Source organism: Mycobacteroides franklinii (assembly GCF_001853795.1).
In the GTDB taxonomy this organism is placed as follows: Bacteria; Actinomycetota; Actinomycetes; order Mycobacteriales; family Mycobacteriaceae; genus Mycobacterium; species Mycobacterium franklinii.
Genome location: NZ_MLIK01000004.1, coordinates 1141318 through 1160017 on the forward strand (window position 1 = coordinate 1141318; position 18700 = coordinate 1160017).

At 64.0% G+C, this 18700-nt stretch carries 15 protein-coding genes, 4 tRNA genes and 1 pseudogene; 10 read left to right on the top strand and 10 right to left on the bottom strand.

All coding sequences use genetic code 11. The features are described 5' to 3' along the window. Positions 1-201 precede the first annotated feature (201 nt). Positions 202-1686 carry a PPE family protein gene (locus BKG76_RS06035; RefSeq protein ID WP_070936647.1) on the top strand — a complete coding sequence of 495 codons (1485 nt, stop codon included), beginning with the start codon at positions 202-204 and terminating at the stop codon, positions 1684-1686. Positions 1687-1715: 29 nt separating this feature from the next. On the opposite strand, the pseudogene BKG76_RS06040 reads toward BKG76_RS06035, so the two are convergent. Next, positions 1716-3323 (bottom strand): annotated as a pseudogene (locus BKG76_RS06040) (hypothetical protein); the annotation flags it as partial. Positions 3324-3760: 437 nt separating this feature from the next. Here BKG76_RS06040 and BKG76_RS06045 point away from each other — a divergent pair. After that, on the top strand, positions 3761-6109 hold the full coding sequence (locus BKG76_RS06045; RefSeq protein ID WP_083337921.1) for an FdhF/YdeP family oxidoreductase: 2349 nt from the start codon (positions 3761-3763) through the stop codon (positions 6107-6109). Positions 6110-6171: 62 nt separating this feature from the next. On the opposite strand, the gene BKG76_RS06050 is transcribed toward BKG76_RS06045, so the two are convergent. The 3 genes from BKG76_RS06050 to BKG76_RS06060 form a co-directional block, all read right to left on the bottom strand. After that, positions 6172-6248: transfer RNA gene (locus tag BKG76_RS06050), tRNA-Phe, on the bottom strand. Positions 6249-6283: 35 nt separating this feature from the next. Further along, positions 6284-6360 (bottom strand) — tRNA-Asp (locus tag BKG76_RS06055). A gap of 29 nt (positions 6361-6389) precedes the next feature. Further along, positions 6390-6462: transfer RNA gene (locus BKG76_RS06060), tRNA-Glu, on the bottom strand. Positions 6463-6601: 139 nt separating this feature from the next. Between BKG76_RS06060 and BKG76_RS06065 the strand changes: the two genes are divergently transcribed. Further along, positions 6602-6677, top strand: a tRNA-Lys gene (locus BKG76_RS06065). Between the two features lie 69 nt (positions 6678-6746). Then, a complete protein-coding gene (locus tag BKG76_RS06070; RefSeq protein ID WP_070936649.1) occupies positions 6747-8036 on the top strand; it encodes an MFS transporter in 1290 nt (429 codons plus the stop codon). 56 nt (positions 8037-8092) lie between these two features. Here the strand turns inward: BKG76_RS06070 and BKG76_RS06075 are convergent, their stop codons facing one another. Beyond that, positions 8093-8788 (bottom strand): alpha/beta hydrolase, encoded by a 696-nt coding sequence (locus BKG76_RS06075; RefSeq protein ID WP_070936650.1) that lies wholly within the window; start codon positions 8786-8788, stop codon positions 8093-8095. A 111-nt stretch (positions 8789-8899) separates the two neighbouring features. Between BKG76_RS06075 and BKG76_RS06080 the strand changes: the two genes are divergently transcribed. After that, entirely contained in the window at positions 8900-9844 is a 945-nt protein-coding gene (locus BKG76_RS06080; protein ID WP_070936651.1) for an AraC family transcriptional regulator, read from the top strand. Here BKG76_RS06080 and BKG76_RS06085 read toward each other — a convergent pair. After that, a complete protein-coding gene (locus BKG76_RS06085) occupies positions 9834-10736 on the bottom strand; it encodes a DMT family transporter (RefSeq protein ID WP_070936652.1) in 903 nt (300 codons plus the stop codon). The genes BKG76_RS06080 and BKG76_RS06085 overlap by 11 nt on opposite strands. A gap of 54 nt (positions 10737-10790) precedes the next feature. Beyond that, positions 10791-11249: a DUF2269 family protein gene (locus tag BKG76_RS06090; RefSeq protein WP_070936653.1), complete on the bottom strand. Its 459-nt coding sequence runs from the start codon at positions 11247-11249 to the stop codon at positions 10791-10793. Between the two features lie 103 nt (positions 11250-11352). On the opposite strand from BKG76_RS06090, the gene BKG76_RS06095 reads away from it, so the two are divergent. Further along, entirely contained in the window at positions 11353-11850 is a 498-nt protein-coding gene (locus tag BKG76_RS06095) for a DUF1772 domain-containing protein (protein ID WP_070936654.1), read from the top strand. 39 nt (positions 11851-11889) lie between these two features. Further along, positions 11890-12747 carry an SDR family NAD(P)-dependent oxidoreductase gene (locus BKG76_RS06100; protein ID WP_070936655.1) on the top strand — a complete coding sequence of 286 codons (858 nt, stop codon included), beginning with the start codon at positions 11890-11892 and terminating at the stop codon, positions 12745-12747. On the opposite strand, the gene BKG76_RS06105 is transcribed toward BKG76_RS06100, so the two are convergent. Further along, positions 12744-13937 (bottom strand): PucR family transcriptional regulator, encoded by a 1194-nt coding sequence (locus BKG76_RS06105; protein ID WP_070936656.1) that lies wholly within the window; start codon positions 13935-13937, stop codon positions 12744-12746. The two genes, BKG76_RS06100 and BKG76_RS06105, sit on opposite strands and share 4 nt — an antisense overlap. A gap of 232 nt (positions 13938-14169) precedes the next feature. Between BKG76_RS06105 and BKG76_RS06110 the strand changes: the two genes are divergently transcribed. From BKG76_RS06110 to BKG76_RS06120, 3 genes are read left to right on the top strand one after another with little or no spacing between them, the layout of a single operon-like run. Then, positions 14170-15063 carry a 3-hydroxyacyl-CoA dehydrogenase NAD-binding domain-containing protein gene (locus BKG76_RS06110; protein ID WP_070936657.1) on the top strand — a complete coding sequence of 298 codons (894 nt, stop codon included), beginning with the start codon at positions 14170-14172 and terminating at the stop codon, positions 15061-15063. A gap of 28 nt (positions 15064-15091) precedes the next feature. Continuing rightward, positions 15092-16012, top strand: a complete 921-nt coding sequence (locus BKG76_RS06115) for a hypothetical protein (protein ID WP_070936658.1) — start codon at positions 15092-15094, stop codon at positions 16010-16012. A gap of 39 nt (positions 16013-16051) precedes the next feature. Beyond that, on the top strand, positions 16052-16936 hold the full coding sequence (locus tag BKG76_RS06120) for a 3-hydroxyacyl-CoA dehydrogenase family protein (RefSeq protein WP_070936659.1): 885 nt from the start codon (positions 16052-16054) through the stop codon (positions 16934-16936). A 5-nt stretch (positions 16937-16941) separates the two neighbouring features. On the opposite strand, the gene BKG76_RS06125 is transcribed toward BKG76_RS06120, so the two are convergent. Continuing rightward, positions 16942-17616 (bottom strand): GAP family protein, encoded by a 675-nt coding sequence (locus tag BKG76_RS06125; protein ID WP_070936660.1) that lies wholly within the window; start codon positions 17614-17616, stop codon positions 16942-16944. A gap of 55 nt (positions 17617-17671) precedes the next feature. Then, complete coding sequence (locus BKG76_RS06130) at positions 17672-18688, bottom strand: oxygenase MpaB family protein (RefSeq protein WP_070936661.1); 1017 nt, start codon at positions 18686-18688, stop codon at positions 17672-17674. Between the last annotated feature and the right edge of the window lie 12 nt (positions 18689-18700).

Sequence of the window (18700 nt, forward strand, 5' to 3'; positions counted from 1 at the left end):
CCGGACTGTACATACGTGGTGCACGTCGGAACCGGTCTCCCAGCAATGCCAAGGCGGAGAGCCCGCGGTAGTCGCCCCGACCTGTTACCCGGGCCGAACCCGCCGGGCGCCAGAACCTGTGAATGAGGTGCCTGAAAGCTGTGAGATCCCTGCCGCTAATGTAAATGAAGACCGTTTTCATTATCATTAGCGAGAGGGCATATGTTGACTGCTCCGGTGTGGATGGCGTCACCGCCTGAGGTGCATTCAGCTCTGCTCAGCGGCGGTCCGGGCCCCGGGCCGCTACTCGCGGCCGCTGCCGAGTGGTCATCGTTGGGCGCGCATTACTCCGCGACTGCCGACGAACTGCAGGCAATTCTGACCGCCACCCACGCAGGTACATGGCACGGGCCGAGCGCGGAAATGTATGTGGCAGCGCATGTTCCGTATCTGGAATGGCTCAGCCAGGGCGCCGCCCAGAGCAATACCCGGGCAGCGCAACACGGGGCCGCGGCCGGCGCGTACAGCGCCGCACTGGCGGTGATGCCCACCCTCACCGAGTTGGCCGCCAACCACGCCACCCACGCGGCACTGGTGGCGACAAACTTCTTCGGTATCAACGCAATTCCTATCGTCGTCACGGAGGCCGACTACGTTCGCATGTGGGTGCAGGCGGCCACCACGATGGCCACGTACCAAGCGGCTTCCGAAGTGGCCTTGGCGTCCACGCCGCCTTCCACACCGCCGCCCGTGATCCTGCATGGTCACGATCACGATCATGACCACGAGCACGAACACGAACATGGCCACGACGACGACCACGGTCACGGCGATCTGGATCCCACCGACCCTGAGTGGTGGGTACATGTGGCCGGCGAGATGCTCGAACATTTCGAGTTGTTGCTGAACAACCTGCTGACCGATCCCGCCGCACTGCTCACCAACCTTCCGATGGTGTTGGCGGATGTGGCCTTTCATGCCGCCCAATTGGCCTCGACCATCGGCCAATTCGCCCCGGCACTGATCCAGCCCGCGCTGGCTCTGGCGATCGCCAACCTTGGTTGGGCGGCGGGGTTCGCGGGCCTGGCCGGCATCCAACCGTCGCCGGAAATCCTTGCCGCGGAACCCAGTCCGGCAGCTGACGCTCCTACGGCGGCGTCCGCCGGCACCTCCCCGACCACCAGCCCATCGGCCTCGGCTCCGGCACCGGCTCCCGCGAGCGCCCCCGCACCCACCCCCACCAGCACTGCACCCGCTCCGTCCCCTCCACCGCCCGTCGGCGACCCGGGCTTCTCCTTTCCGTACGCAGTCGGTGGCGGACCACGTATCGGTGCGGGGGTGACGTTGGTGAGTCAGGCTCGCAGGGGAACCACTGCGGCAGTGCGGTCCTCGGCGCGAGAAGAGGCCGCCACCGCAGCGACGGCAGCGGCACGACAGGCACGCCGACGCCGCGACCGGAGCAAGCAAGAAGGACGGGCCGTCGAGTACATGGATATGTATGCCAGCCCAGCATCAGGCAGAGACGAAACCCCTGTAGCGGCCTCACACCGCGGAGCCGGTCCCATGGGTTTCACCGGAACTACACTCCGAACAGGTTCAACGGCAACGGGATTGGCGACACTGAGCCGCGATGATGACTTCAGCGAGGGGGCTCGGGCGCCGATGCTGCCGAATACGTGGGATCCGGAGCGCGGCAGGGAAGACTAACGTCGTCAAAGTCACCGATTTCAAACAGTCCGTTCGCCCTGCTTACGTCGGCGCGTGGAGGCCACGCCCAACAACAGCGCCGTCAGGTCGTTGTCCCCGGACTGCTTGTCACGGTCCTGTTGATCGTCCTTCTTCTTGTCTTTCGACGAGAACTTCGATGACTGATGCTTGTTCTGCTTCTGCTGTTTCAGCTGCCTCGTCATGTCGTCAATGCGCTGACCGTCCTGCGTGGATTGTTTCTGCTGATCCGACGACTGGTCGGACTGCCGTGACTGTTGGGGCCCCTGCTCCTGTTGCTGTGGCGCCTGGTCAACGCCCTGTGATCCTGGGTTGGCTTGCCCACCTGAGTAATCCGGATTAGGAGATCCCTGTCCCTGGGGGTAAGGGCTTGCGTTCTGGTAATCCGGGATCTGTTCGCCATTGGCCGCACGCTGCCACGAGCCATCCGCATTCTGCCCCTGCTGCGCAGAGCCGTTCGGGATCGACGTGTTCTCCCCCTGGCCCGGCTGCTGGTTGTAGATGCTGATCCCGTTGTTCTGATCAAGACTCGGCGTCCCCGAGTTGGACCCCTGATAGTCCGGCATCTGGTTCGGCATCTGAGGCGGTTGAAACTGCGAAGCGTCAGGCCCATAGGCGCCGTCACCCGGGCTGCCGCCGCAGTCCGGCGGGCACGCCGCGTGCGCCTGCGGCACGGTCGCGGGGGTGAACCACCCCAAACCCAGTCCCCCCGCCGAAAACATCAGTACCGCTGCCACACCCGCAAGCGCCGCAGCCTTCTGATTCGCGCCCTCGACCCACACCCACAGGCCGGACAGTCCAGTCCACCAGCCCAGGCTCGCCCCGATGGCCCACACCAACACCGCGACGACGGCTGCGGTGGCGGGCAAGACACCAGCACCCGAGATGGTCGGTGCGAGCTTCGGAGTCAGCCAGGCAGCCAAGATCACCAGGCCCAGTGCACCGGAGATCAGGGCAGCCATCAGCGCCGGGTGCGACGGTTCGTTGTCGCCGCTGCGTCGCGCGCGATCACGCTCCGCCAACAGCCCACTGCTGACCAGCGACTCCTTGACCACACCCGCCAAGTACGTGCCCCCAGCGAACAGCGTGACACTCGCCAACACAGCGATCAGCATCTGGCCAACCCCGAGTAACAGCGACCAGCCACGCTCGCCGGTCACCGATTGCCACCACGTGCCATACCCGCCGCGGAAGACCCACCACATGCCCAGCGCGCCGACAATGACTCCGACCGTCGCGATGAACGCTTGTGCGGGCTCCGAAGACCGGTTCTTCGCGTTGTCGAGTATCGCCGTGATGAGGGCCTGAGCACCCCACGTCGCGAGCTTGATGCCGCCGCCGAGCGCGGTCAGTGTCAACAACAACAGCGCAGACCAGCTGATCAGATCAGCGGCACTGTCTCCGCTGCGGTAGAGGTTGTGCAGTGCGGCGACGCCGCCGGCCACAAGGGCACCGCCCGCAGCGAATGACGCTAGTCGGCGTGCCGCACCACCATCAGCACCGGATTGCGTTTCAAGATCAGATTGAGGCAACTGCTCCGTGGCGACATCAGAACCAGCCAGTTTGCGGCAATTGGTCACTGCTGTTAGGCGTTCTGCCGATGGCAGGTATCCCGGCACAATCGCCTCCGTTGAACCCCCGCAAAGTTCCCAAGGAATGAGACTACGCGCACCACACAGAGATTGTCCACGCAGGTAGCAAACATCACTCTCCTACCGCGGCGAGGGCCCGCAGAGGCCACCCGGAATTGATCCGAAACGGGCGCACAGCCACTGCGCGCCGAGCGCATCCGATGCCGGCGCCGCGGGTGTGTCCACGGCGCGGCCTCCGGCCCGAGCCATCCTTCAGAATCGCGACACAGCAACGTGATTCGTATGCGAACCACATGACGGGGTTCTTCCATCGAGGGCTGCAGCATTACCGAGAAAGGTTCATGATCGGGGTGTAGCTTCGCCTCATGGGCCAGATACTGCGCGTTGTCGCGTACGCACCCCAGCCGTCGCCGTCGACACATCACGGGTGAGGGCGTCCCCGTTCACCGACAGGAGATGCGGACATGACCACGGATCACCAACCGGACGCCACCACCGACGCCCAGGTTCCGGGACTGATGCCAAATGTGCCCCGGCAAGGCGGATTTGGCCCCTCTTCCGAAGGGGCTTGGTCCAGCTCCCCCTACCATCACGCGGCGGCGTCCTGGGGTGCCGCCAAATCGGTGGGCACCATTTTGTTCAAGCAGCGCGAACTGCTGCGCGGCACTCACTCGATGTTCGTGATGAATCACCCCGACGGCTATGACTGCCCGGGCTGCGCCTGGCCCGATGACACCAAGCTCACCCTCGATTTCTGCGAGAACGGCGTCAAACACGTCACCTGGGAAATGACACCCAAGCGCGTCGAGCGGGACTTCTTCGCCCGGCACACCGTCACCGAGTTGGCCGACTGGACCGACTTCGATCTCGAGAACCAGGGCCGCCTGACCGAGCCAATGGCCTACGACGCCGACTCGGATCGGTATGTACCGATCTCGTGGGATGACGCGTTCGCGCTCGTCGGCTCAGAGCTGCGTGCACTGGCATCACCGCACCAGGCCGCCTTCTACACCTCGGGCAGGCTCAACAACGAGGCCACCTTTCTGTACCAGCTGATGGCCCGCGAGTACGGCACCAACAACCTGCCGGACTGCTCCAACATGTGCCACGAAGCCTCCGGGCGGGCGCTGACGGCGTCGATCGGCACCGGCAAGGGCACCTGCGATCTGGCTGACTGGGAGGAAGCCGACGCGCTGTTCGTGATGGGCGTCAACGCTGCCTCGAATGCGCCGCGCATGCTCACCGCGCTGGCGGACGCCACCCGCCGCGGCGCCCAGGTGGTGCATATCAACCCGCTCGTCGAGATCGGCGCCACCAAGACGATCGTTCCGCACGAGATGGTGGACATGGCGCTGTTCAAGTCAACCTCGGTGTCAGACATGAACATTCAGGTGCGCCCGGGCGGTGACCTGGCGCTGCTGCGCGGCATGGCCAAGGTGGTGTTCGAGGCCGCCGAGTCCGATCCCACCGTGCTCGACCACGCATTCCTGACCGACCACACCGCACGGTTCGAGGCCTACCGCGAGCTGGTTGCCGCCACCAGCTGGGCCGAAATCACCCAGCAGGCAGGACTTCCCGAATCGGAGATCCGCCGCGCCGGCGGCATCTACCTTTCCTCCAAACGCACCGTCATCTCGTGGTGTCTGGGGGTTACCCAGCATGAGCACGGTGTCGACTCGGCCCGCGAGATCGTGAATCTTCTTCTGCTGCGAGGCAATATTGGCCGCCCCGGGGCCGGACCGTCACCGGTGCGCGGGCACAGCAACGTGCAGGGCAACCGGACCTGCGGTATCGACCACCGCCCGTCTCCCGACTTCCTGAACAGGCTCGACGCGGCATGCGGCATCACCTCGCCCCGCGAGCATGGGCTCGACACCGTCACCACCATCGAGGGGATGCACGACGGCAGGGTGAAGGTGTTCATCGGGATGGGCGGCAACTTCGTGCTGGCCGCGCCCGATACCGCCTACACCGCAGCGGGTCTGCGCAAGTGTGCGCTGACCGTGCAGGTGAGCACCAAGCTCAACCGCAGCCATCTGGTGCACGGCCGCAAGGCGGTGATCCTGCCGTGCCTCGGTCGCACCGAGAAAGACGTGCAGGCCGCGGGCACCCAGGGCGTCACCGTCGAGGACGCCATGAGCATGGTGCACATCTCATACGGGAAGCGCCGGCCCGCATCATCCGAGCTGCGCTCCGAGCCCGCCGTCATCGCCGGTATCGCGGCCGCGACGCTGCCGGAGAGCCGCACGCCGTGGCATTGGTACGTCGAGGACTACAGCCGGATCCGGGACGTGATGGCGACGGTGCTGCCCGGTTTCGAGGGCTTCAACCAGCTGATCCAGCAGCCGGGCGGTTTTCGCATTCCGCAGCCCGCCCGGCAGCGGGTGTTCCTGACGCCGTCGGGCCGGGCCGAGTTCTCGTTGGCACCGATACCCAACGTCATCCCCGCCGACACCGAGACGCTGGTGTTGCAGACCATGCGCTCGCACGATCAGTGGAACACCACCATCTACTCGAGCAACGACAGGTACCGCGGCATCAAGAACCTGCGGGAGCTGATCTTCCTTAATGCGGCCGACATGGCGGCGCGGGGCCTGGCCGAAGGCGAGTTCGTGGACATCACCTCGACGTCCCGCGACGGTTCAATCCGCACCCTGCGACGGTTCCGGGCGCTGCGCTACGACCTGCCGCCGGGCAGCGCGGCCGGGTACATGCCGGAGATGAATGCGTTGATCGGGATCGCCGACTACAGCACCCAGAGTGATCAACCGCTGATGAAGAACGTGCAGGTACGGGTGATCAAGTCGGGGTAGCGGCCGCCAGGCCATGATGTCCGCCACAACTGAAAAAGCCCGCCGTGACCGGCGGGCTCTCATGGTGGCCAGGGCCGGGATCGAACCGGCGACCTTCCGCTTTTCAGGCGGACGCTCGTACCAACTGAGCTACCTGGCCGGACGGCAGACCCACTACATACTGCCTCGCCGTACTGGCGACCCTGACGGGACTCGAACCCGCGACCTCCGCCGTGACAGGGCGGCGCGCTAACCAACTGCGCCACAGGGCCTTACTCTGCTCCCAGTATGACTGGTTGCGTACCCCCAACGGGATTCGAACCCGTGCTACCGCCGTGAAAGGGCGGCGTCCTAGGCCACTAGACGATGGGGGCCCATTCCGAATCTCTCCGGGGTACCCACAACGCTTGTCGCGTTGGGAGCTTGCACAGCTTAGGACACAACTGCCTCAGAACCCAAACCGGATAACCTCGGTGCTCGCGCGCCCACCCGACCAGTATCCTGTCTCGGCACGCCCCTCTAGCTCAGTTGGTAGAGCTACGGACTTTTAATCCGCAGGTCGTAGGTTCGAGCCCTACGGGGGGCACCAGATCATCCGTTGCAATCAGCGGGAGCAGGAGCCTTACCAGGTCATCGACCGGCTCATACCGTTCGGCCAATGACCTCCACGGCCGAGAACACCGCCACCGGGACGCACCCATCTCAATCCCGTCCCGTGACGTTCAGGCAGGCGTTCTTTGTGGCCGTGACGGCGGGCCTGGGATACGGCTTCGACTCCTATGCGGTGAACATCTACGGCCTGGTGCTGCCCGAGATCAAGAACACACTGCACATCACCGAGACCCAGGCCGGATACATCGGCTCGATCTTCCTGCTCGGGTACACCATTGGCACCGTCGGATTCGGCCTCGCAGCGGACCGGTGGGGCCGCAAGACAACGCTCGGGGCCTCGATCCTGCTGTACGGCATCACCACCGCCCTGGCCGGCCTCACCACGAACGTCGCCGCGTTCACCGGGCTGCGCTTCCTGACCGGTGTCGGCGGCGCCGGCGAGCTCGCTGTCGGCGCGCCCTACACGGCCGAGGTGTGGCCCGCCAAAACCCGGGCCATAGGCGTTGGTGGAGTGATCTTTTCGCTCTTCTCACTGGGGTACGTCCTGGCCGCCGGAGTCGCCTTGCTGTTGGTTCCGCGTTTCGGTTGGCAGGCGGCGTTCATCGTCGCAATCGTCCCCGCAGTCTTGCTTTTCCTTGCCCGCCAAGGCATCAAGGAATCACACCGCTACACCCAGACCAAGGCCAAGGTCGCAGGCGGCGCCGCCAAACCCACACTGTGGCATGTGCCGGGGGTGCGGCGGCGCCTCCTGGTCGGCTGGCTCGTCTACACCGCCAATGCGGTCGGCTACTGGGGCATGACGCTGTTCCTGACCACCTACATCGTCAAGAAGTTCCATGCCACGTCCATAGACGCGATCCGCTACGCACTCGTCTTCTTCCTGCTGCAGGCCGTTTTCGTGTTCATCGGCACCGCATTGGCCGACTGGATCGGGCGACGCCCCTCGGCCATCCTCGGCGCTGTCATCGAAATCGTTTCCACCGCATTGGGAGCCACCTCAGACACACTGCCCGAGTACCTCGTCTTCGGCGCCATCTCCATCGCCACGCTCGGCTGGCTGTGGGGCGTCGGCGATACGTATGTCGCCGAACTCTTCCCTACTGTGCTGCGCGGCACCGGGTTCGGCATCGCGGTCGGCGGTGGGCGCGTTGTGTCCATCGCGGCACCGGCCCTGGTGGGCTGGGCCATCACACACTACGGAATCCAGACGCCGTATCTGGCCCTCAGCGCCCTGTGGATTCTCACGGTCATCGGATACCTGCTGGGACCCGAGACAAGAGGCAAGGAGCTGGAAGATCTTGCCGACGAGGCCTTTACCGAAGACCTGACGTCCTAGCCCACACAACTGGGGGCACCGGCAGCGCCTGCCGATGCCCCCAGTTGCAACACCACTTAGCCGGCGGAATCCGTGGCGGCCTCGATAATGAGATCGGCGATAGCCACCGGCTGAGATGCCAGCGAGGCGTGGCTGGCATCCAATTCGATGATCTTTCGGGGGTTGATCCGCTGCGCCATCCGGCGTTCGTTGTCCGGGTTGATCATCCGGTCTTGCGTAGATACCTGGTACCAGGAGGGCTTGACCTTCCACGCGGGCGCGGTGATGGCGTCACCGAATGTCGATGCCAGCGGCGCTTTTTGGGTGACGGCCATGACAAGCGCGGCATCCTCGGACAGATCCTGAGCGAAGCTCTCACGGAACTTGTCCTGCTTGATCCACAGGTAACCGTCGCTATCCGGCTCCAGATTGGCCGCGGCAGCCGGCGGCAGCTGCTCGGTCAGCTGGCCGGGGCTCTCACCGGCATCGGGAGCGAACGCCGCGACATAGACCAGGCCCGCCACGTTCGGCAGGTCGCCCGCCTCGGTGATCACCGCCCCGCCGTAGGAGTGCCCGACAAGGAGCACCGGCCCGTCGATCTGCGCCACCATCTGCCGCGTGCGGGCAGCGTCGTCGGCCAGCGAGGTCAACGGGTTCTCCACCGCGTGAAGATCCCCATACCCGCGACCGTGCAGCTCGACGATCACGTTTCCCCAATGTGCGGCACCGCCCCAGAATCCGTGGACCAGGACAATAGCTGGTTTGCTGGGCATATCTGCCTCTCAGTAGATGTTGGACGACCTCTACCCCGCCGACTCCGCCATCGTCGGCGTTGTTGACTTTGCGGGGCAACACCAACATATTTGGATAATGAGGCAAGTGACATGACCCGTAGTCCAGATTACTTTGCCGATCATCCAGAATCTCTCAGCGTGTCCTCAGGGTCTCCGGATATCGACGCGTTCTCCGGCGTCCTGTCCACAATCCGGCTGCAGGGTGAATCCGCGGTGCGTTGCTCTGCCGAGTCTCCGTTCGATATCGCCATACCCGCACGTGAACGTGTGCTGCACATCGCTGAGACTCCCGGCCTTCACGTGCATATCGACGGAGATCCGGTGTGCACGCTTGATGCGGGCGACATGGTGCTGCTGGCGCGCGGCACGGCTCATCGCCTCTCTGGAGCCGAGCCGCCCCGCGGGCCCGAAACCCTGAGCGCCACACAGTGGGTGAGCGGGAGGTTCACCGCCGAGAGGACGGCCGCCGACCCTCTGCTGTCGGTGCTGCCGCCCGCCATCGTCATTCATGCCGCCCGGCCCGGTCACGAATGGCTGCCACTGTCTCTTCAGCTCATCCTGGCCGAGATCGTCACACCCAGTCCTGGCTCGTGGGTGATGATTTCGCGAATCCTGGACCTGCTGTTCATCCACGCGCTGCGCGAATGGTCAAGCTCCCATCGCACCGAACCGGGTTGGCTCACCGCCGCCATGGATCCACGGCTTGCACCCGTGCTCACCGCGATACACAACAACCTGGAACACCCATGGTCGATCGCGGAGCTCGCGCAGCATGCGCGGCAGTCACGCTCAGCCTTCACCCAGAGATTCACCGAGCTACTGGGACAGCCGCCCGCCAGTTACATCGCCGAGCGACGACTCGACCGCGCGGCCCATCTCCTGCGCTCCACCACCGACGCGGTGAGCCACATCGGACGAACCGTCGGATACACCTCGGACGCCGCATTCAGCCGCGCGTTCCAACGCCGATTCGGTGAGCCTCCTCTGCGTTGGCGGACACACCAAAGACCCAGATCGCCTCAAGTCAACGACTAGCTCTGCGGCTCAACACGATTCCCGCGATCACGATCGCCCCACCCAAGGGTTCGTGCCAGCCGATGTGCTCACCCAACAGCAATGCACCCAACAGCACCCCGATCACCGGTGTCAGATAGGTGACCGACGATGCCGCGGTGGCACCCCATCCATTGATGATGTGGGTGTTCCAGACATACGCCAACCCCGTGCCCAACACCCCGAGTGCCAGCATGCTCAGCACCACAGCGGGTGTCGCAGACACCGCGTGACGGTCCGCAATCGCGACCACAACGGTCAGTAAGGCCGCCCCCACACCCACTTGGATTCCGGCGACCGCCAGCGCGGGCAGGCCCAGCGGCGTGACGTACTTGCGCATGTAGACAAAGCCAATCCCGTAGCTCATCGTCGCTGCCAAGCACGCGAATTGCGCGAGCACCGGTCCCCCGTGGCCGATCAGTTGCCACGGGGCCAGCACCACACATACGCCCAGAAACCCCAATCCCAATCCGAGCAACTGCATTCGGCTGGGCCGTTCGGCGCGTAGGGCGACGAGCGTGGCCACGGTGGTCATCAGCGGCGTTGCCGCGTTGTAGATGCTCGCCAGTCCGGAATCGATGCTCTGCTCGGCCCACGGGTACAGGACGAACGGAATCACGCAGAGCGTCAGCGAGACCACCGCGATATGTCCCCAGATTTTGAGCTCGCGCGGCAGCGGAACCCGAAGCAACACCATCAGGGAGATGAGGGTGAGGGCACCGAAATCCAGGCGTGCGGCCGCCACCTGCAGTGCCGATAGCCCGTGCAGTCCGACCTTGATGAACAGGAAGCTCCCGCCCCACACCAGGGCAAGGGACGCGAACTGGATCGGAAGCCAGCGGCTGCGGGCCGGGGCGACGGTCGCGGTATCCACTGCGCAATTGCACAGCACCGTCGAGCGCGGGCGCTAGCGGTTTTTCGCCGTCGTCTACACGCCGGTGCTGGAGCCCGGGCGCACGATCATCAGCACCGTCACCACCGCCCACAACAGGTTGAAAATCCCGGTAGACATCGCCAGCCTCGCGAAAACCCGCGCATCAGGCGATTCGCCTTCCCCCAACTGAGCCAACACACGCTGCTGCCGCGGCAACACCACGAATACCAGCACGGCCGCCGCCACCCCCGTGAGCACCAGCGACGCGATCAACCACGCGCTGCCCAGCACGCCCATCAGATCGGCCAACGGCAGTCCGAACATCGGAACCGCGATCCCCACCACCGCATACACCCGGCACACCCGGTGCAATGTGCGCAGACTGCCAAGATCCACACCGCCATCGCCCACCGCCCGGCGTGCGAACGCTGGAAACATGCTGGCCGCCACCGCGATTGGCCCCACCGCGAGAATCACGGCCAGGACGTGGATCGAAAGCAATACCTTGGTCACGCGCAGACGGTATCGGCTCCCACACCGGGCCCGAAAGGCCGCCGCTGGCCATATTTCGACGACTTTTGGCCGTATCGGGCCGCAATCTTGGGAGTATGTGCCGATGGGCCGTCGAATACTGATGTATTTCACCGTGTTCGGGATCGCGATGTGGTTCTTCGGAAACCTGTACGAGGCCATCGTGATCGGGCCCAACATCGCCGGCGACAGCAAGGAGCAACTAAGGGCCTTCCAGCAGTTCACCGAGGTGACCAACCCGGTGTACTACTACGTGCCCCTTACCTTGATTGCCGCGATCACGCTGCTCGTGTGGTTCTTCCGCACACCATGGAAGGCACCCGAGAAGCTCTCGTTGTCGCTATCCGCCGTAGCCCAGATCGCCGGCATCGCCCTTTCCGTCTATATCGTCACCACGCTCAACATGACGCTCTTCTTCGGCTCTCTGGGAGAAACCCCCAAGGAGCTGCACCAACTCGCCCTGCACTGGAACCTGCTCAACCTCGTTCGTCTGGCGCTGGCGGCCACCGCACTGATATTCGCCATGAGGGCCTTACGCCTCGTGTGGCAGGCCGCCGGTCGACACCCGACCACCGCCGTGTGAAACTGCCCCTGTTCCGGATATCTCGACGAGGAGATCAGCATGCCCAGCAGCTCGCGAACGGTGGTCATCACCGGAGCCAACGCCGGAATCGGCCTAGCCACCGCACAGCGGTTGGCCACCGACGGGCACTCCATCGTCATGGCCTGCCGCAATCAACAGAAAGCCCGGGCAGCGCGCGATCAGATCCTGGCCGCGACGCCGGGCGCTCAAGTCGACGTCATGTCGCTGGACCTGTCCTCCTTCGAACACATCCGCCGCTTCGCCGGCGAGCTGGCCGCGCAGCACCCCCAGGTCGATGTGTTGATCAACAACGCCGGCGCCTCACCAATGCGGCAATCCACCACAGAGGACGGCTTCGAACTGCAGTGGGGTGCCAACTATTTGGGCCCCTTCCTGCTGACGCACCTGCTGCTTCCCCAACTACAGGCCGCGCGAAGCGGCGATGCACGCGTCATCCACTTGTCCTCCGTTGCCCACAGCACCGGACGGATCAACGAAAAGACCTGGCAAGGAAGGCGTCTCTACTTCACCTACGCGGCGTATGCGCAGTCCAAGATGGGCAATCTCATGTTCAGCAACGCACTCGCGCGCCGCTTGCCCCGCGGGGTCACGTCGAACGCGCTGCATCCCGGCAACGTCAGATCCGACATCTGGCGTGAGATACCGCGGCCAGTCCGCTCACTGGTGATGTTGGCACTGATCACGCCGGAGCGGCCAAGTCGACTGATCACCGACATGGCGGTGTCGGACGATTACCACGGGCGTAACGGAGAATATCTCGCCGCACAAAGGCCAAGCCCCGTCCGGCGCTACACCAGAAACCAAGCGGCGCAAGATGCCCTGTACGCCAAAAGCTGCGATCTCGTCGGTGTAGACCCGCTGCCGTTGCGCGGCTAGGAGACGTTGAGGCGGCGGTCGGCCTCGATAGCGAGATGGAGTTCAGCGATATCGCGGGGACGGGCGACATCGCGGCCCGTCAATTGCTTCAACCTGCGCAGCCGGTATCGGACGGTGTTCGGATGACAGAACAACGCCCCCGCGGTGGCGGGGATGGAGCCATCGCAAGCCACCCACTGCTGAAAGGTGCTCACAAGCAGCTGCCGGTCCGCGGCACCAACATCGGCAAGGCCGCCCAACACCAGGTCGCGATATCGCTCCATGGTCTGCGGATCGGTAATCGCCGCAATGGCATAGGGATTCACGTCGAATGCGACAACCGCCTCGTCCTCGGTGGTCGCAAGCAGGGCTGCCTTGGCATAGTTGAGGGGCGAGCCGGGCGGCGGGTAACCGTCATACACCGGACTGACGCCGATTCGCCGCACACCTAGACCGCGCAACACTTCGTTCAGCTCGCCGAGCCGCGAACGCGTAACGACCGCAACAACACCCACCTGCATATCGGGCTCAACCCGCCAGGCGGAGGCGAATCCGTGGTCTCGGAGGGCCTTCTCCGTAGCCCCTAGTGCGCGGTAGTCGAGCGGCCCCGAGTCAATGGCGACCACCACGAAGCACCCAGATTCCGGTAACCCGAGCAGATGCGCCGCGTCCCACGCGGTGATGCCCGTCGGCAGGCGTCCGTCGATCAGCCCACCTACCAGTGCAGATCGTTCCTGATCTCGTTGGAGCAGCTGCTCGACGACAACGTCGCGATATCCCTCGGCCATCGCGTCCGTGTACCTGTCTTGGTTCTGCCATGCCTGTGAGGCCGCAGCCCGCAACTCCCGCCGAGACAGGCCTGCTGCGTCAATCGCCTGCGAAAGTTGGTCCCACAGAAACTGACCCCCGGCCCGGTAGGCCGACATCACGTCGGCCAGTGGCACTCCCTGTTCTGCGCGCAACCTGCCGACCCTGCCCGCCGCACTGGTATCGGGGGTACCCGAACCCATCACCTCCAAGACGAACACCATCTGGTCACGGCCGGCCGCGAACAGATCCTCATCGGTAACCAGCCCAGGATCCCGGTATGCCGCGACGCGTTCACGAATGATCCGGCACTGTTCGGCGCTCAGCTCGTCCACCCGGGTGAGCAGTTGGCGTCCGACCGCCCTCAGATTTGCCTCTACTGCGTCCGCCGGCAGCTCACTCATACCACGAGGATACAACTCCCCGGACCCTTCAAATTGTTCAAATGAACAATTTGATGTCTCTCCATCTTGGCTCTGCAGCCATCGACGTGCGGCTCAGATGCGAATAGATTGTTCATATACCCAGAATTGAGTTCTCGGAACACATCGGAGTGACACCGGATCCTGGGGCCACCGACCGAGCGGGTGATCGAACACCGACATTGCTCGCAACCGCAGAGAAGGAAATAGGACAATGAGCGATCGGCAGAAGACCATGGCAGTCGTCGGCGCTGGCGTCATCGGCCTGTCGTGGGCACGGCTGGCCCGCAACCATGGATGGCGAGTCGGCATCACCGATCCCCGCGATGATCTCGACGCGTTGGTCGCAGCGACCTTCGGCGCGGATAACCCCGACGTGTTCGCGAGCCATGCGCTGACCGATGTGGTCGCGGAAGCCGACCTGGTCCAGGAAAACGGCCCAGAGCGTCTGGCCGTCAAACATGAGCTGTTCGGCCAGTTTCTGGACTCGGCGCCCACACACGCGGTATTGGCCACCTCGAGTTCCTCTATTGGGGCGACCGTCATCGCCGACGGTCTGAGCGCCGGTGACCGGGTCATTGTGGGTCATCCGTTCAATCCGCCCGAGCTGATGCCGCTGGTTGAGGTGGTTCCAGGAGCTCAGACGAGTGAATCCACACTGCAGAACGCCCTTGAGCTGTATCGGGCACTAGGCCGAGCACCGATTGTGATCCGTAAGGAGGTTCCCGGCTTCGTTGCCAACCGCCTCCAAGTTGCGCTGACCCGCGAAGCGCAGTATCTCGTGGAGGAGGGAGTAGTCAGCGTCGCGGACCTCGATATCGCTCTGCAGAATTCGCTTGGCTTGCGCTGGGCCGCAACAGGATTGTTCGAAGGAAACGCGCTAGGCGGCGGCCCGGAGGGCGCACGGCATCTCTACGAGGGCGTTGGCGCCGAGGTGGGCAAGATCGCACTCGGGACTCCCTCAGCGGACCCGCAGGTAATCGAGCAACTGATTGAAGACATTGATTCCGCCTACGGAACCGGCCAGGAGAACTACCAACGACTACTCGCCCGGCGCGATGAACGCACTAGCGCTGTCTTGGCAGCACTTCGTCAATTAGACGCCTGAACGAGCACGATACCTCAAGGAGAACAACATGTTTCGATACCTGTTGGCGCTGAACCAGATCAAGAGATCCATCCTGAAGTTTCCCGTTTCCGGCGGACAATTCACGGAACTGGTTACGGGACTGAATGAATTGCCCGACGGCATCATCGTCGATCCCGCCCGGGAGAACATCTACTGGACGAACATGGGCGTGCCCACCCTTGTGCACCCCGCTGAACCGCCAACCGAACACAACCTGGATTTCTACGGGCAAAACGGCTCCATCGAGAGGGCCGCAATCGACGGCAGCGGGCGGGGCTATCTCCTGCCGACAGGAAGTTTCGTTACCGGAAAACAGCTTTCGGCAGCATGGTCACTCGGACGCCTGTATTGGTCCGATCGCGAGGGCGCGGCCATCCGCAGCGTGCGACTGGACGGCAGCGACCTGCGCGACGAGGTCGTGGTCGCCACCACCGACAAAGACCGTCACATTGCCCGCAATCAATGTGTCGGACTGGCGATTGACGAGCGCAACGGCCTCCTGTACTGGACCCAGAAGGGCCCGTCCAAGGGCGGCGACGGACGAATCTTCCGGACTTCCTTGGAGATTCCCGACGGACAGGCCCCGACGCGCCGCGATATCGACGTGCTCTGGTCCGACCTACCCGAGCCGATCGACATCGAACTCGACCTTGATGCCGGAGTGATCTACTGGACCGACCGCGGCGCCGCGCCCTTGGGCAATACGTTGAACAAGGCTCGTATCCCGGCTCCGGGACAAAGCGGCGACGACGTGACCGTTCTCGCGTCCGGGTTCGGAGAAGCCATCGGCCTGGCCGTCGATAAGGAAGCCGGTATCGCCTACGTGAGCGATATGGCGGGCGAGATCCGGGCAGTCAACCTAGACGGCAGCGGTGAACGCACACTCGCGAAGGTCGACGGGAACTTCACCGGAATCGTCGGAATCTGAAGCTAACTCACCAATCGTCACCATGGACAAGGACAGAACATGACGTACTCACCCCCGACAGATATCGCCAATCGCCCGGTCGCCGTGCTGGGCGCGGGCACCCTCGGCCGCCGCATCGCCCTCACCTTCGCCACACGAGGCGGAGTGGTACATCTCTACGACGTCTCCGAGGACTCGCTGAAGTCGGCCAGGGAATTCCTCGACCAACGGATTCCGGAGTTGGTCTCGGCCAGAAGCGATGCGGGGGCCACAGCCGCCACCGTCGAGTACTTCACGGACCTGCCCAGCGCAGTGAAGGATGCCTGGTATGTCGTCGAGTCCGTTCCCGAAGTGCAGGCACTCAAGATCGATATCCTGGGCCAGCTCGACGAAATCGCCTCACCCGACGCGATCATCGGCACCAACTCGTCGTCCTTCAGGAGTGGTGAGCTCATCGGCAAGGTCACACATCCGGAACGATTCCTGAATACCCACTATGGGCAGCCACCCGAAGCCCCACAGGCCGAGTTGATGACCGACGGGAAGACCGACGAACGGATCTTCGACATCCTCAGCGAAGAACTGCCCAAACACGGGTTCGTCACCGCCGTCGCCCGTAAGGAAAGTGTCGGCTTCATCATCAACCGGGTGTGGGCTGCCATCAAGCGCGAAGCCCTGGCGGTTGTCGCCGAGGGAGTCTCGACGCCGCCCGAGTTCGACCGGATCTGGGTCGCATCCGGGATGAGTCCGGTGGGCGTCTTTCGGGCCATTGATCACGTCGGCCTGGACGTCGCGCTGGACATCGAGAAGAACTACATCGACCACTTCCCCTACATCCCCACCACATCGCGGGACCTTCTCCAGCGATATGTGGACGACGGCAAGCTGGGCGTGAAGTCCGGCGAGGGCTTCTACAACGACTACCCGCAGCCGTCACACGACTAGGCGCCTCACCTCAACGCGTGAATCCCGTTGTACAGCACCATCATACCGATCACGACCAGGATTGCCGCCATCAATGCGGCGTTGTTCTTCTCCATCCACTCCTTGAGCCGTCGCATCGCGTCGTCAAGACGGTGACCGGCGGCCGCGTAAGCCAGTATCGGCACGGCCACCGATGACGCGGCCACGACGACGAAGAACACCGCCGCCAGCCAGCGATCCGCGTCGTCAAGCCCGCTGGCACCGATCGCCAAACCGGCTGGGGCGCAAATGAACAGGACATCGGGCCGCACCACCACCAAGGCCGTCCCGGTGATCGCCGCCCGGACCGGTCCGATGGTGGAGAACGATCGCATCCAGCCCGGCGACTCGGTGTGATGATGCCGGGTAAGCCATCGGTAGATGCCGAACACGATCAGCACCGATCCGAGAACCACCCGCACCCAGGAGGCCCAATTCGGCGCCGACCTGTGTAACCCGCCCAGTAAGCCCGTGGCCCCGACACACAACGCCGTCAGCGCGGCCAAGCCCAACAGCCAGCCCGCGAGGAAGGCCAGACCGCTCGGCCGTGGCCGCGGCGCCTGCAGGACCAGCACCGCCGGGATGACGGTGATCGGTGAGAGTGCGACAACCAGTCCGAGTGGAATGAGCCCGGTGAGGACCGAACCCCAACTTCCTGCCATGAGCAGCAATCATGGCACCACGGACACGGCGTGACCGCCGAAATACAAACTGCGGCTAGGTCGCTTTGGGGTTGTAGTGATTGGGGCTGCCCCAGGTGTCGCTGGGCGGCAGGTTGTAATCCGGGGTCTGCGGCAGCGGCGCATCCGCGGGGATGCGCCCGAGCGCGCGATCCCATCCGGCACGAGCGCGCGGATGACGACGCTTACGCTCCGGCACGAACGTGAAGAGCAGGTTGACACCCTGCCCAAACTTGCGGTGTAACCACGCATCACGCGCCGACCACGTGTATCCAAAGCGTTCCCGGACGGCCGGGTGATACAGCCCCACGGTCAGCCACACGAAAAGCGGAGCCACCAGACGGCGCTGGAACCGCCACACGCGCTCAGGAATCCACGGCGCGAACGGCGGCACCGCGAGAGTCGTCAGGTCAAGCACGTCACGTGCCGCCTTCTGATCCTCTAAGACGTTGGTGCACATGTGATCCCAGTACTCCTGGAATTCTTCCCAGCTGGCCGGTACGGGCCGCATGCTCATGCCGTACATCTGGTACCAGACGATGTGCTCGTCGAACAGCTGACGCTTTTCGGCTTCTCCGATTCCGCCGCTCAGCCAGTCCGCCACCACGATCGTGCCCATAAAGAAGGTGGCGTGCGCCCAGTAGAAAACGTCGGGGTTGAGCGCACTGTAGCGACGCCCCTGTTCATCCACGCCCTTGATGTTGACGTGATAGTCGCGCACCTCGGCACCTGTCATGGGTGCGCGGTCTCCGTCGAATACAACCCCGCCGATCGGGTACAGGGAGCGCAAAAGCCGCTGCCAACGCTCCCGGAAGAACAAGGAATGCTGCTCGACGGCCGCACCCAGCTGTGGGTGCATGTTTTGCATGGATCCGGCATACGGCCCCTGCAGTACTCCGCGCCAATCGCCGAAGTACTTCCACGTCAACGACTCCGGCCCCAGTGGGACCGGCGTGGACTTACCCGTTCCGTGACTCACCGGGCAACCCGACATGAAGGCGCCGGATTCGGCGGCAGGCTGCGCCTGGGCGAGCTCGGACATATCGTTGACCATTCGGAACGCTCC

Coding starts and splice junctions, on each gene's coding strand:
- BKG76_RS06130 (WP_070936661.1), bottom strand. CDS start 18,688: ATGGTCAACGATATGTCCGAGCTCGCCCAGGCGCAGCCTGCCGCCGAA.
- BKG76_RS06070 (WP_070936649.1), top strand. CDS start 6,747: ATGACCTCCACGGCCGAGAACACCGCCACCGGGACGCACCCATCTCAA.
- BKG76_RS06095 (WP_070936654.1), top strand. CDS start 11,353: ATGGGCCGTCGAATACTGATGTATTTCACCGTGTTCGGGATCGCGATG.
- BKG76_RS06105 (WP_070936656.1), bottom strand. CDS start 13,937: ATGAGTGAGCTGCCGGCGGACGCAGTAGAGGCAAATCTGAGGGCGGTC.
- BKG76_RS06075 (WP_070936650.1), bottom strand. CDS start 8,788: ATGCCCAGCAAACCAGCTATTGTCCTGGTCCACGGATTCTGGGGCGGT.
- BKG76_RS06110 (WP_070936657.1), top strand. CDS start 14,170: ATGAGCGATCGGCAGAAGACCATGGCAGTCGTCGGCGCTGGCGTCATC.
- BKG76_RS06125 (WP_070936660.1), bottom strand. CDS start 17,616: ATGGCAGGAAGTTGGGGTTCGGTCCTCACCGGGCTCATTCCACTCGGA.
- BKG76_RS06100 (WP_070936655.1), top strand. CDS start 11,890: ATGCCCAGCAGCTCGCGAACGGTGGTCATCACCGGAGCCAACGCCGGA.
- BKG76_RS06035 (WP_070936647.1), top strand. CDS start 202: ATGTTGACTGCTCCGGTGTGGATGGCGTCACCGCCTGAGGTGCATTCA.
- BKG76_RS06045 (WP_083337921.1), top strand. CDS start 3,761: ATGACCACGGATCACCAACCGGACGCCACCACCGACGCCCAGGTTCCG.
- BKG76_RS06120 (WP_070936659.1), top strand. CDS start 16,052: ATGACGTACTCACCCCCGACAGATATCGCCAATCGCCCGGTCGCCGTG.
- BKG76_RS06115 (WP_070936658.1), top strand. CDS start 15,092: ATGTTTCGATACCTGTTGGCGCTGAACCAGATCAAGAGATCCATCCTG.
- BKG76_RS06080 (WP_070936651.1), top strand. CDS start 8,900: ATGACCCGTAGTCCAGATTACTTTGCCGATCATCCAGAATCTCTCAGC.